At 37.7% G+C, this 13,970-nt stretch carries 14 protein-coding genes and 1 pseudogene; 12 read left to right on the top strand and 3 right to left on the bottom strand.

Features of this window, described 5'->3' with window-relative positions:
- Positions 1-24 precede the first annotated feature (24 nt).
- Entirely contained in the window at positions 25-3,693 is a 3,669-nt protein-coding gene (rpoC, locus tag ACG72T_RS09300) for a DNA-directed RNA polymerase subunit beta' (protein ID WP_395265943.1), read from the top strand.
- Positions 3,694-3,780: 87 nt separating this feature from the next.
- Entirely contained in the window at positions 3,781-4,602 is an 822-nt protein-coding gene (locus ACG72T_RS09305) for an alpha/beta hydrolase (protein WP_395265944.1), read from the top strand.
- Here ACG72T_RS09305 and ACG72T_RS09310 read toward each other — a convergent pair.
- Positions 4,592-4,987: a hypothetical protein gene (locus tag ACG72T_RS09310; RefSeq protein ID WP_395266023.1), complete on the bottom strand. Its 396-nt coding sequence runs from the start codon at positions 4,985-4,987 to the stop codon at positions 4,592-4,594. The two genes, ACG72T_RS09305 and ACG72T_RS09310, sit on opposite strands and share 11 nt — an antisense overlap.
- A 9-nt stretch (positions 4,988-4,996) precedes the next feature.
- Positions 4,997-5,392: pseudogene (locus ACG72T_RS09315) on the bottom strand (prepilin peptidase); the annotation flags it as partial.
- Positions 5,393-5,478: 86 nt separating this feature from the next.
- Between ACG72T_RS09315 and rpsL the strand changes: the two are divergent.
- The 6 genes from rpsL (at position 5,479) to ACG72T_RS09345 (ending at position 10,307) form a co-directional block, all read left to right on the top strand.
- On the top strand, positions 5,479-5,892 hold the full coding sequence (gene rpsL, locus ACG72T_RS09320) for a 30S ribosomal protein S12 (protein WP_041501325.1): 414 nt from the start codon (positions 5,479-5,481) through the stop codon (positions 5,890-5,892).
- Between the two features lie 52 nt (positions 5,893-5,944).
- A complete protein-coding gene (gene rpsG, locus ACG72T_RS09325) occupies positions 5,945-6,412 on the top strand; it encodes a 30S ribosomal protein S7 (protein ID WP_102196878.1) in 468 nt (155 codons plus the stop codon).
- Between the two features lie 46 nt (positions 6,413-6,458).
- A complete protein-coding gene (gene fusA, locus ACG72T_RS09330; RefSeq protein ID WP_395265945.1) occupies positions 6,459-8,555 on the top strand; it encodes an elongation factor G in 2,097 nt (698 codons plus the stop codon).
- A gap of 438 nt (positions 8,556-8,993) precedes the next feature.
- Positions 8,994-9,158, top strand: coding sequence for a hypothetical protein (locus tag ACG72T_RS09335; protein ID WP_395265946.1), 165 nt, complete (start codon positions 8,994-8,996; stop codon positions 9,156-9,158).
- Between the two features lie 26 nt (positions 9,159-9,184).
- Positions 9,185-9,496 carry a hypothetical protein gene (locus ACG72T_RS09340; protein WP_395265947.1) on the top strand — a complete coding sequence of 104 codons (312 nt, stop codon included), beginning with the start codon at positions 9,185-9,187 and terminating at the stop codon, positions 9,494-9,496.
- Positions 9,486-10,307, top strand: coding sequence for a hypothetical protein (locus ACG72T_RS09345; RefSeq protein ID WP_395265948.1), 822 nt, complete (start codon positions 9,486-9,488; stop codon positions 10,305-10,307). The genes ACG72T_RS09340 and ACG72T_RS09345 overlap by 11 nt, the downstream gene beginning before the upstream one ends.
- A gap of 260 nt (positions 10,308-10,567) precedes the next feature.
- Here the strand turns inward: ACG72T_RS09345 and ACG72T_RS09350 are convergent, their stop codons facing one another.
- A complete protein-coding gene (locus ACG72T_RS09350; protein ID WP_395265949.1) occupies positions 10,568-11,764 on the bottom strand; it encodes a lysostaphin resistance A-like protein in 1,197 nt (398 codons plus the stop codon).
- A 287-nt stretch (positions 11,765-12,051) separates the two neighbouring features.
- On the opposite strand from ACG72T_RS09350, the gene rpsJ reads away from it, so the two are divergent.
- From rpsJ to rplW, 4 genes are read left to right on the top strand one after another with little or no spacing between them, the layout of a single operon-like run.
- Entirely contained in the window at positions 12,052-12,360 is a 309-nt protein-coding gene (gene rpsJ / locus ACG72T_RS09355; protein ID WP_010018513.1) for a 30S ribosomal protein S10, read from the top strand.
- Between the two features lie 33 nt (positions 12,361-12,393).
- The gene (gene rplC / locus ACG72T_RS09360) at positions 12,394-13,029 is read left to right on the top strand and encodes a 50S ribosomal protein L3 (RefSeq protein ID WP_010018514.1); all 636 of its coding nucleotides are present in this window, start codon (positions 12,394-12,396) and stop codon (positions 13,027-13,029) included.
- A 17-nt stretch (positions 13,030-13,046) separates the two neighbouring features.
- Entirely contained in the window at positions 13,047-13,670 is a 624-nt protein-coding gene (rplD, locus tag ACG72T_RS09365; RefSeq protein ID WP_395265950.1) for a 50S ribosomal protein L4, read from the top strand.
- On the top strand, positions 13,670-13,957 hold the full coding sequence (gene rplW, locus ACG72T_RS09370; protein WP_395265951.1) for a 50S ribosomal protein L23: 288 nt from the start codon (positions 13,670-13,672) through the stop codon (positions 13,955-13,957). Before rplD ends, rplW begins: the two co-directional genes overlap by 1 nt.
- The last annotated feature ends 13 nt before the right edge of the window (positions 13,958-13,970 follow it).

Consider the following 13,970-nt stretch of genomic DNA (forward strand, 5'->3'; position numbering starts at 1 on the left):
TCAAAACTTTAGGGAGGTTACCTTTTGATAGACGTTAATAAATTCGAAAGTATGCAAATTGGTTTAGCATCTCCGGACAAGATTCGTAGTTGGTCTTATGGAGAAGTTAAAAAACCAGAAACTATCAACTACCGTACTTTGAAACCAGAAAAAGATGGTCTATTCGATGAAAGAATTTTCGGACCAACTAAAGACTGGGAATGTGCCTGTGGTAAATACAAACGTATCCGTTATAAGGGTATTGTCTGTGACCGCTGTGGTGTTGAAGTTACTCGTTCAAAGGTTCGTCGTGAACGTATGGCTCACATCGAATTAGCTGCCCCAGTATCACACATCTGGTACTTCAAGGGTATCCCATCACGTATGGGACTTGTTTTGGACATGAGTCCAAGAAACTTGGAAGAAGTAATCTACTTTGCATCATATGTAGTTATCGACCCAGGTGAAACAGATCTAGAAAAGAAACAACTTTTAACTGAAACAGAATATCGTAAGAAACGTGAAGAATTTGGCAACAAGTTCGTTGCTAAGATGGGTGCTGAAGGTATCCGTGATTTACTTAGCCAAGTTGATATGGATTCTGAAGTTAAAGAACTTCGTGATGAATTAAAGAGTGCTCAAGGTCAAAAACGTACTCGTGCTATCAGACGTTTGGACATTTTAAGTGCTTTCCAAAAATCAGGCAATAAACCAGAATGGATGGTAATGGAAGCAATTCCTGTTATCCCACCTGATTTACGTCCTATGGTTCAACTAGAAGGTGGCCGTTTCGCTACTTCTGACTTGAACGATTTGTACCGTCGTGTTATTAACAGAAATAACCGTTTGAAGAGATTGTTGGATCTTCATGCTCCTAACATCATCGTTCAAAACGAAAAACGTATGTTGCAAGAAGCCGTTGATGCTTTGATCGATAATGGTCGTCGTGGCCGTCCCGTTACTGGACCTGGTAACCGTCCATTGAAGTCACTTTCACATATGTTGAAAGGTAAGCAAGGACGTTTCCGTCAAAACTTACTTGGTAAACGTGTTGATTATTCAGGACGTTCAGTTATTGATGTTGGTCCTACATTGAAGTTCTATCAATGTGGTCTTCCACGTGAAATGGCTTTGGAATTATTCAAACCATTCGTTATGCATGAACTTGTTAAGCGTGAAATTGCTTCTAACGTTAAAAATGCTAGAAGAAAGATCGATCGTCAAGATGATGACATTTGGGATGTACTAGAAGACGTTATCAAAGAACGTCCAGTATTACTTAACCGTGCCCCTACACTTCACAGACTTGGTATTCAAGCTTTTGAACCTGTCTTGGTTGAAGGTAAGTCAATGCGTTTGCACCCACTTGCTTGTGAAGCTTACAATGCCGATTTCGATGGGGATCAGATGGCTATCCACGTTCCTCTATCAGATGAAGCTCAAGCCGAAGCTCGTATGTTGATGCTTGCTGCTCACCATATTCTTGCTCCTAAAGATGGTAAGCCTATCGTTACACCTTCACAGGATGTCGTTTTAGGTAACTACTATCTAACAATTGAAACAAGACATATGACTGGTGAAGGTAAGATCTTCAAGGATTCAAACGAAGTTCAAACTGCTTTATTGAATGGTGATGTTCACTATCACACAAGAATTGGTATCGCAGTTAACTCAATGCCAAACAAGCCATTCAAGGATGATCAAAGAGATAAGGTTATGATTACTTCAGTTGGTAAAGTAATCTTTAACGAAATTCTTCCTGAAGATTTCCCATATTTGAATGAACCAACTGATGAAAACTTGATGCATGGCGTTCCAGACAAATACTTCCTTGGCAAAGGTGAAGATATTAAGGCTCGTCTCGATGAAATGGATCTAATCGACCCATTGAAGAGTGGCTACTTATCAGATATCATTGCTCAAGTATTCAAGATCTACCGTGTTCAAAGAACTTCATCACTACTTGATGATATGAAGGAATTAGGTTATACAATTTGTACATTGTCTGGTTTGACAGTCGGTGTGACAGATGTTCCTAACTTGACTCAAAAACCTGAAATCATCGAAAAAGCCCACAAACAAGTTGCTTCAATTTCTAAGCAATTCCGTCGTGGACTTATCACCGATTCAGAACGTCATGACCGTGTTATCAGTGTTTGGAATGATACAAAGGATGAGATCCAACAATTGTTGATCGACTCATTTGATCCTACTAACCCTATTTCAATGATGTCTGACTCCGGTGCCCGTGGTAACATCTCAAACTTTACTCAGCTAGCAGGTATGCGTGGACTTATGGCTGCCCCTAACGGTGGTATGATGGAAATCCCTGTTATTTCTAACTTCCGTGAAGGACTATCAGTTATGGAAATGTTCATGTCAACCCACGGTGCCCGTAAAGGTATGACTGATACGGCTTTGAAGACAGCTAACTCTGGTTACTTGACTCGTCGTTTGGTTGATGTTGCGCAAGATGTTATTGTTCGTGAAGAAGATTGTGGTACTGATCGTGGACTTGTTGTAAGTTCAATCATGGAAGGTACCGATATGATCGAACCATTGTATGATCGACTAGTTGGTCGTTATACACAAAAGACAGTTAAAGATCCAAAGACTGGCGAAGTTATCGTACCTCGTGGTGTCTTGATGGATGAAACAATTGCTCAAAAGGTTGTTGACGCTGGTGTTACTCACGTGACAATTCGTTCAGCATTCACATGTGATACTAAGCATGGTGTATGTAAGAAGTGTTACGGTCGTAACCTTGCTACTGGTGAAGAAGTTGAAATTGGTGAAGCAGTTGGTACTGTTGCTGCTCAATCAATCGGTGAACCAGGTACACAATTGACAATGAGAAACTTCCATACCGGTGGTGTTGCTGGTGGTGACGATATTACTCAAGGACTTCCTCGTGTTCAAGAAATCGTTGAAGCTAGAAATCCTAAAGGTCTTGCCGTTATTTCAGAAGTTGATGGTACAGTTACATCAATCGATGAAAACCCAGCAGAACACACTAAGGAAATTACAGTTGAAGGTGACATTGATACTAGATCTTACAATGTTCCTTACACATCAAGTGTTGCGGTTGCCGAAGGTGATCACGTTAAACGTGGTGGTAAGTTAACACAAGGTTCAATCGATCCTAAGGAATTGATCAAAGTTACAAACGTTCTACATACAGAAAACTACTTGCTTGCTGAAGTTCAAAAAGTTTACCGTATGCAGGGTGTTGATATCTCTGATAAGCACTTTGAGGTTATGATCAGACAAATGCTTAGAAAGATCCGTATTCTTGATCCTGGTGATACAGATGTCTTGCCTGGTCAATTGATGGATATTTCTCAATTTACTGACCATAACCGTGAAACATTGTTCAATGGTGATGTACCAGCAACTGGTCGTCCAGTTCTACTTGGTATCACTAAGGCTTCTCTTGAAACTAACAGTTTCTTGTCAGCCGCTTCCTTCCAGGAAACAACTCGAGTTCTTACTGACGCTTCAATTCGTGGTAAGAATGATCCACTTCTTGGACTTAAGGAAAATGTTATTATTGGTAAACTTATCCCTGCTGGTACTGGTATGGCTAAGTACAACCACATGGAACCAAAGAAAGTTGGTCCTATGGCAGATAACTCCTTGAACGGTGCCTACACAATTTCTGACATTGAAGCTCAAATGAAAGCTGAAGATGCAGCTAAAGAAGAAAAACACTAATTGTTATTAAAAAGACAGCCTTTGGGCTGTCTTTTTTTGTATACTAGTAGTGATAGAATCTAGAAAAACTTTTTGGAGGTTAAAATTTTGCAGAAACAAGAATTAGCTTATCAAAATACGAAGTTTAATTTAGATACGTATTGGGTCGATCCTGTAGCTGACTTTGGGACACCAGCTAAGCGTCCTTTAGCAATTATTTGTCCTGGAGGGGCTTTTAAATTCATTACTGATCGTGAAGCACAGCCAATTGCCTTTAAATTCAATTCGATAGGTATGCACGCCTTAGTTTTGAACTATCAACTTGCCGACGATGAACACAGCGTTTATCCCTTGGCCTTGCAAGAATTAGCAACGACTTTAAACTGGTTGAAGACACAAGATGAAGCCCATCACATTGATTTTGAGAAAGTCATTTTGATAGGATTTTCAGCTGGTAGTCATATCGTGGCTAACTTCAATTCACTAATGATGGATCCAGATCAGAGTCCAAAGATTTACCCTGAGGGTTTAAAGGTAACGCCAGCAGCAAATGTGCTCTGTTATCCTGTGATCGATATGACCCTGGGTTGGCCAACCGATGAGGAATGGTCCATGAAAGTTGCACCAGATATTTATTACTGGCAAGCTCAAGAGCATCTAAGCAAGAACAGCAAACCAACTTTCATTTGGCAAACAGTCACTGATACTACAGTTCCCGTGATGAATTCGATCGTATATGCGCAAAAACTAGATTTGTTGAACGTTCCATTTGAATTACACTTATTTGGTTCTGGTGCGCATGGTTTATCATTGGCAAATTATGTTACTCAAAATCCTGGTAATGAGGCAAATCTCAACCAATTCGATACAAAGTGGTGGGAATTGTGCGTAAATTGGCTTAAATTACAAAATATTATTCCTAAGCAATAAATAAAGAGATCAGATAGACGATACCTGTTGAATAACTGAGATAGGGGATGAATCTAAATGATCTTTTTTTATGCACTAAATAGGCGGTTAAACAGATCAAGCAAGCTAAAGTGATGATCCAAAGTGTTGAAAACCAGCCTAAGATCAAGCCTAATAGAGCGATAACTTCAATGTCACCTAAACCAAATTCGTACTTGCGACTGAATAGTAGTAGAGATAAGTAAAATATCAGTCCAATCAGTGGATGGAATTGGTGCCAGAATAAGGTAGGAATGACGATTACATAAGTCATCGGATAGACATAGCCAAAAAAGGCATCGCAAAATCCTAAGAGAATCAACAATAAAAACAACGGTATTAGGGCAAAGTCGTTGCAGTTAATCAAAGTTAAGAATATTGATCCACCAATAAATTCATTAACCGGATTTAAAAAACTAATTTGATTTTTGCAGTGGGAGCATTTACCATAAACAATGAAATAACCTATTATAGGTATAATTTCAAACCATCGTAAAATCCTATCACAATAGTCGCAATGTGAGCGTCTAGTCAGGCTCAAATGCGGGTAATCATGAGCAACAACTTTTAGAAAGGAGATAATGCAAGCTCCTAACATGAAAATAATTAAGTATAAAAAGTATTTCATTTTTTTCACCTCGTTTAAAATTACGAAGTCTTGTGGATAACTTTTTAGAAATGTTGCATTGACATGGCTTTTTTTAGATGGTATTCTATTAGACGTGCTTTTATTGGCAGCAATATTAGTTTGTTTATTAAATATAAAGCTCATAACGTACGCCACTCATGTGGTTTATTATTTTACAAAATTATGAACCACCTGGATGTGTGTACTTAAATTTTTAGGAGGAACTTTGAATGCCTACAATTAATCAATTAGTTCGCAAAGGCCGTAAGTCACAAACTTCTAAGTCCGATGCTCCTGCATTGAACTACGGCTACAATAGTATGAAGAAAGTTGCCACAAAGAACCCAGCTCCACAAAAACGTGGTGTTGCAACTCGTGTCGGTACAATGACACCTAAGAAACCTAACTCTGCCCTACGTAAGTATGCCCGTGTTAGATTATCAAACCTTATTGAAGTAACAGCATATATCCCTGGTATTGGCCACAACTTGCAAGAGCATAGTGTTGTTCTCGTCCGTGGTGGACGTGTAAAGGATCTACCTGGTGTTCGTTATCACGTTGTTCGTGGTGCCTTAGATACAGCCGGTGTTGATGGACGTATGCAAAGTCGTTCAAAATATGGTGCTAAGAGACCTAAGAAATAACAACCAATTATTAATATCTTAAAGAAATAATGTAATAACGGAGGAATTTAATATGCGTAAAGGTAGAGCTCCAAAACGTGATGTTTTGCCAGACCCAATGTACAACTCAAAGCTAGTAACTCGCTTGATCAACCACTTAATGTATGATGGTAAAAGAGGTACTGCTTCAACAATTCTATATCGTGCATTCGATATTATTAAGGATAAGACAGGTAACGAACCATTGGACGTGTTTGAAGAAGCAATGAACAATGTTATGCCTGTACTTGAAGTTAAGGCTCGCCGTATCGGTGGTTCTAACTATCAAATTCCTATCGAAGTACGTCCAGATCGTCGTACTACTTTAGGTCTTCGTTGGATCACAAGCTATGCTCGTCTACGTGGTGAACATACAATGGACCAACGTCTTGCAAATGAAATTATGGATGCAGCTAACAATACTGGTGCTGCTGTTAAGAAACGTGAAGATACACATAAGATGGCCGATGCTAACCGTGCATTCGCTCACTATCGTTGGTAGGATCTAGTTGTTAAACTAGTTAATTTGAGAGGAGAAACAATTTTTCATGGCTAATAAACGTGAATTTCCACTAGAAGAAACCAGAAATATTGGTATCATGGCCCATATCGATGCCGGTAAAACTACAACTACTGAACGTATTTTGTACTATACTGGTAAGATCCACAAAATTGGTGAAACACATGATGGTGCTTCACAAATGGACTGGATGGCCCAAGAACAAGAACGTGGTATTACTATTACATCAGCTGCTACAACTGCTGAATGGAAAGGTAACCGTATCAACATCATCGATACTCCAGGACACGTTGACTTCACAATCGAAGTTGAACGTTCACTACGTGTGCTAGATGGTGCTATTACAGTTCTTGATGCTCAATCAGGTGTTGAACCACAAACTGAAAATGTTTGGCGTCAAGCTTCAACATATGGTGTTCCACGTATTGTTTTTGTTAACAAAATGGATAAAATCGGTGCTAACTTCGACTACTCAGTTGACACACTTCACGAAAGACTTCAAGCTAATGCGCATGCTGTTCAAATGCCTATTGGTGCTGAAGACCAATTCGAAGGTGTTATCGACTTGATCGAAATGAAAGCCGACCTTTATGATGAAGATGAATTAGGTACAAAGTGGGATACAGTTGATGTTCCTGAAGAATACCGTGCTGAAGCAGAAAAGAAACGTTCTGAATTGATCGAAGCTGTTGCTGATGTTGATGACGACATCATGGAAAAATATCTTGGCGGAGAAGAAATCAGCAATGATGAAATCCGTGCAGCTATTCGTAAAGCAACAATCAATTTGAAATTCTTCCCAGTTCTTGCTGGTTCTGCTTTCAAGAACAAAGGTGTTCAAATGTTGATGGATGCGGTTGTTGATTACCTACCATCACCACTTGACGTACGTCCTTATAAAGCTACAGATCCTAAGGATGACTCAGAAGTTGAACTTATGGCTGATGATAGCAAACCATTTGCTGGTCTAGCATTTAAGATCGCTACTGACCCATTCGTTGGACGTCTAACATACATTCGTGTATATAGAGGTTCACTAGAATCAGGTTCTTATGTCTTGAACTCAACAAAAGACAAACGTGAACGTGTTGGTCGTTTGCTACAAATGCATTCTAACCACCGTAAGGAAATCCCAGAAGTATTCTCAGGTGATATCGCTGCTGTTATCGGTTTGAAGAACACTACAACTGGTGATTCTCTAACAGATCCTTCAGATCCATTGATTCTTGAATCATTGGATATTCCAGATCCAGTTATCCAAGTTTCTATCGAACCTAACTCAAAGGAAGATAGAGATAAGATGGATATTGCTATCCAAAAACTATCTGAAGAAGATCCTACTTTCCAAGCTGAAACAAATCCTGAAACTGGTGAAACTCTTATCGCCGGAATGGGTGAATTGCACTTGGATATCATGGTTGACCGTATGAAACGTGAATTCAACGTTGCATGTAAGGTTGGTGAACCTCAAGTTGCTTACCGTGAAACATTTACACAACAAACAAGTGCTCAAGGTAAGTTCGTTCGTCAATCAGGTGGTAAAGGTCAATATGGTGATGTTTGGGTTGAATTTACACCTAATGAAGAAGGTAAAGGCTTCGAATTCGAAGACGCTATCGTCGGTGGTGTTGTTCCTCGTGAATACATTCCATCAGTTGAACAAGGTTTGAAGGAAGCTATGGAAAACGGTGTTCTTGCCGGTTATCCATTGATCGATGTTAAGGCTAAGTTGTATGATGGTTCATACCACGAAGTCGATTCATCTGAAGCAGCCTTCAAGATTGCCGCTTCAATGGCTCTACGTAATGCTGCTAAGACTGCTGGTGCTGTAATTCTTGAACCTATTATGAAGGTTGAAATTGTTACACCAGAAGATTACTTAGGTGATGTTATGGGACAAGTTACTGCTCGTCGTGGACGTGTTGAAGGTATGGAAGCACGTGGTAATGCACAACTTATCAATGCTTTCGTTCCACTTGCAGAAATGTTTGGTTACGCTACAACACTTCGTTCAGCAACACAAGGTCGTGGTACATTTACAATGACAATGGATCACTACGAAAAGGTTCCTAAGTCAATTCAAGCTGACATTATTAAGAAAAACGGTGGTAACCCTGAAGAATAGATCTTTAGAGTGAAACTAAAAAAGAGTTAGGGACATAACTCCTAATTCAAAGTAAAAAGCAATTGATAAATTCCTATATTTGGAATTTTCAATTGCTTTTTTTAGTTTCATTCAAACAACCAAACAATTTGGCAATCTTTGCCATGGTATTTTAATACCAATCCTATTATATTTTCACTTAATGTTACCGATGTAAATGCTGCACCGTACTATCTATATGGTAGTAATTTGAAAAATTCTAATGGTATTACGTATCAAAAATTTTGGTTAACAGATAATATCACCGCACGACAAAGACAAAATATTAACAATGCGATGTATAGATTGAATACTTCAGAAGGATGTAATACTGTAACACCGATGAACGTAAATTATACGACAAATAAGAATTAAAGTATTATGGATTTTTCATATTCTAAATTCTGGTATGATAGGAGTATGTCAAGAACCAGAGAAGCAACTTTTGTACATGAAATTGGACACGCCGTTAGATTAGCACATAATAATTTAACATCTGAAATGATCATGAAATCAAATATTCTGGAAGTTAAAAAAGCGGGACCATATCTTGGAGATTTGCAAGGAGTAAATGCTCTTTATTAGGATTTTGAGAATGGGAGAATTTTAAAATGAAAAGGCGAATGCTATTGTATCCATTGCAGTTATCTTTGGTTTTATTAGTATCTTGTGGAAAATTAGATCAGTCATATGGTGTAAGTCTAAAAGATAACAAGGCTGTACATTTACAAAAGATTTCTTTTATTGAAAATGAGAAGGCAAATAAAAATATTTGGGAGAATAAGATTAAAATTATAATCCGTGGAGTAACTGTTACCGTAAAAGATTTGTATGCGGGAATAGAAGAAAGAACCATAGCTGGTGAAAAGGTATTAGTTGATAAATTGAATTTAATGACAAGTGAGATTAATTATGAAATATAAAAAAATTAATAGCGTAGTAACATACTTAATAATGACTCTTTGCCTGATGTCTATTAGTGCGTGTTCAACTCAATCTCAGAAATTGTCAAATACGAAAGAACAATCTTCTTTTGAAACTGAAATTAAGACTAATAAAAAGAAATGGAATAATAAGATTAAAAATATACCAGTAGTAAAATATCCTAAAATAAGTTCAACCACTGAAACAATAGAAGACGATCATGAGAACTTTAGCTTACAATTAGTTGAAGGCTTGAAAGATAGTAAACTGAATGAGGCTTCATTTTTTAAAGAGAATACAGTGATTAATGCTACGATTGTTAACTATAAAGAAATGAAAGATAAGGTTATAGGTCCGACTACTGAAGTAACTATATTTGTGAACAAAGTTCTCAGTGGAAGTAAATCATTGAAAGGGCGTACAATAAAAACCGAATTTGGTGGTGGACTGACAAAAGTGCAGTATTTATATACTGATGTTGAAGGAAATTATTATGGCAAGGATTATGGCTATAATAATCCAGACACAAAAGTTTTCGTTAACGATCCCGGTTTCCCTATGCCAAAAATTGGAAGTAAAATAGTAACACAAGTTGAAAATTTTTCGAATGTTAGTAGGGGAAAACGGCAGGATTATGAGACTAAATATAAATTAACTTCTAAAAATTTTTATCCTATTAAAGATCCCTATATTCTGTTTTGGATTAAGAAAGGAAATAAATATCAATTAAATAATCCAGGCTTTGTGAATATTCAAAATGATGAAATAGAGAAAATTACAAGTAAAATCAATAAACTGCTTCACAGTTAATAGGGGAAGATACACAGATTTTTTATTATTTAATCTTTAAATATTAAGAAGTACCAATTCAAAACCAGCGCAAACCCCAAATAGCAACTGAAGACGACAAACTAAACCAACCATCCTTAAAAAACGCGAACCAAGAAATCGATAAAAATAAATAAGAGTTAGGGACATAACTCCCAATTCGAAGTAAAAAAAGCAATTGAAAATTCCAAATAGTGGAATTTATCAATTGCTTTTTGTTAAATTTTGTCCCAAAACCTTTTTTACCCAAAATTGAATCGATTTCTTCTATTATAAACAGATATTAATAATCCAATAGCAATTAAGATGAATAATATTGTTTCAACAATTGTAAAGATACTGTCTATTACCGTTACTTTACCAGTCATCGTTACTCCGGAAACACTGAATACCAAGGTATCTAATAAGGTGTGAAAAATTACTATTATATAGAAGAGTTTAGTGTATAAGTAGATGCCACACATTAACAATCCCATTCCAAAAGCAAAGATTACTTGATTGAGAGTGTTAGCCAGGTTTTGACCTGCAGCCAGATTGGTCAAATGCAATAGGCCGAAGCAGAGACTGCTAATACCTGCCGCATAGAAAATTTGGTAACGGTGATTACGAAAGGCTCTCAATAAGATCGTTAGGAAGACATATCGGAAAAGTAATTCCTCAGCTATACCTGCTTCAAGCCCTGTTAAAATATTTTGAGGCTTAAAGGTGACATGTGAGAAATTAAAGGTGAAAAATGACTTTAAGAAAGAGCCGCTACCACCAAAAGCGTTCCATATTACGAACCAAATGCAAAAGATCAACAATAGCAAGAGGATTTTCCAATTGGCTTCTTTAGTGAGTCTCATCGAAGGTCCGGGATAACTCCAATGCTTCATGATGACTAAAGTTAACAGTAGGAAAATTATTGCACCCATGAAAGCTGAGTCGTTCAATAAGATGACAAAATGGTTCAATGAAAGAATCGTTCCATCGATCACCCCGTCAGTCGTACCCATGGCAACAACTTCAAAGATGAATAACATGCTCAATAGTTGTAGCCAAGTGTTTTGTATCCGACCGAAGAAAACAATCGTGTAAGGAATGTACATCACTAGCAAAGAGACTAGGAATAGTGCAATCGAACTGGGTAAGTTCCAATTATATAAACGCATCGTCACGCCAATGAGATAATAGTATGATTGAGCGATGATATACACTTGGAAGAATAATTGAAAAAGAAAATTCGTGCGGTCAATGATTCGTTGAGGATTCGGTTTAAGATAAAGTGCTAATAAATTCAAACCGATCGGTAAGAATAATAACAGGTTCTTAGTAACCGCACTGTAGCTGAAAATAATCAGAGCATTTAAAATCACTTGAACTTTAAATAGACGAAAATAAATTTTGTCTTTATTATTTTGAGCAAACCTGTTATTATAACTAAATTCGAGATTATTCAAATTACACCTCCATAGACTCTTTTTAGAGTATAGATGAAAATTCTTTTTTAAGAAAGCGACTTACATTTAAAAAAATGCTTGATTTCACCTTGAAAATGTGGAGTTCATCGTGTAATATTATAAGAGTGCTTATTTCGGTTAGAAGTATGTACCAAAGAGGTATTGAAAAAATATCGACGGCTTAGAAGTGAGAGGTTGCGACACACCCGGCCGCTTTGCCACGGCAGGGCTGGCGGATATTTTCACGGAGCCGGTCATCTTGAAAGAGACAAAAAGGAGGTAACCCCATGGCAAGTCAAAAAATTCGCATTCGTTTGAAGGCTTATGAACATCGTATTCTAGATCAATCAGCTGACAAAATTGTGGAAACAGCAAAGAGAACTGGAGCTCAAATTTCAGGTCCAATTCCATTGCCTACAGAACGTTCACTATATACAGTGTTAGCTTCACCACATAAGCATAAGGATTCTAGAGAGCAATTCGAAATGCGTACACATAAAAGACTTATCGACGTTGTTAACCCAACAAAGAAGACGGTTGATTCACTTATGAAGTTGGATCTACCATCAGGTGTTGACATTGAAATTAAATTATAATTATTAAAAAAATAAATTATTGGAGGTGCAAACATGGCCAGAAAAGGAATTCTTGGTAAAAAAGTCGGAATGACTCAAATTTTCACTGACAACGGTGAACTTGTTCCCGTAACAGTTGTTGAAGCAACACCAAACGTTGTTATGCAACTTAAGACAGTTGAAAATGATGGTTATGAGGCCGTTCAACTAGGTTTTGAAGACAGACGTGAAGTTCTATCAAACAAACCTGCCAAAGGTCATGCAGAAAAGGCAAATACAACTCCTAAGCACTACATTCGCGAATTCCGCGATGTTGAAATGGGAGACTACGAATTAGGTGGCAACGTTACAGTTGATACATTTAATTCTGGTGATATTGTCGACGTTACAGGTACAACAAAGGGACACGGAATGCAAGGTAACATCAAGCGTTTTGGTCAAGCTAGAGGTCCAGAAACTCACGGTTCTAGATATCACCGTGTTGCTGGTTCAATGGGTGCCATCATCAACCGTGTATTCAAAGGTAAGATGCTTCCAGGTGTTATGGGTAACAACCGTGTTACTACACAAAACCTTGAAATCATCAAAGTTGATGCTGAACGTAATGCAATCATGATTAAGGGAAATGTTCCCGGTGCTAACAAATCATTAGTTAAAATTCAAACAGCTATTAAAGCTAATCAAAAATAGGAAGGAGGAAATGAGTTATGACAAAAATCACAGCTTACAAAGATAACGGTGCTGAGAACGGTGCTGTTGAAGTAAAAGATGCAATCTTTGGTATCGAACCAAACGATAGTGTTGTTACAGATGCAGTCATCATGCAACGTGCATCAATGAGACAAGGTACTCATGATGTTAAGAACCGTTCCGAAGTACGTGGTGGTGGTAGAAAACCATGGCGTCAAAAGGGTACAGGACGTGCTCGTCAAGGTTCAATTAGATCACCTCAATGGGTAGGTGGTGGTGTCGTATTCGGCCCTACACCAAGATCTTATGCATATCACCTTCCTAAGAAGGTTAGCCGTTTGGCATTGAAGTCTGTACTTTCACAAAAGGCTGCTGACAGTAACCTAATCGTTATTGACTCAATTTCATACGACAAGCCAAGTACAAAAGCTTTTGCACAATTACTAAATACAGTAGGTGCTGACAACAAAGCTCTTGTAGTTGTTGAAGATGGCAACGACAACGTTGCTTTATCAGCAAGAAACATTGATAAGGTTAAGGTTGTTGCACCAGAAGGTGTTAACGTTCTTGACGTTATTAACGCTAACAAGTTAGTTGTTACAAAAGCAGCACTTTCTAAAATTGAGGAGGTGCTTGGATAATGAATGCAAGAGACGTAATTATTCGCCCCGTTGTTACTGAAAGCTCAATGGATGCTATGAGCGACAAGAAATATACTTTTGATGTTGCCTTAGATGCTAACAAAGTTCTTGTTAGACAAGCTATTGAAGAAATTTTCGGTGTTAAAGTTAAACAAGTAAATATTATGAATGTTTCAGGTAAGAAGAAACGCCAAGGCCGTTATGTTGGTTTCACAGCAAAACGTCGTAAGGCTATCATCACTCTTACAGCAGATTCAGACGAAATTAAGATTTTCGACGAAGAATAAATAAGGAGGTCCA

The organism is Companilactobacillus sp. FL22-1, assembly GCF_043951805.1.
GTDB lineage: Bacteria > Bacillota > Bacilli > Lactobacillales > Lactobacillaceae > Companilactobacillus.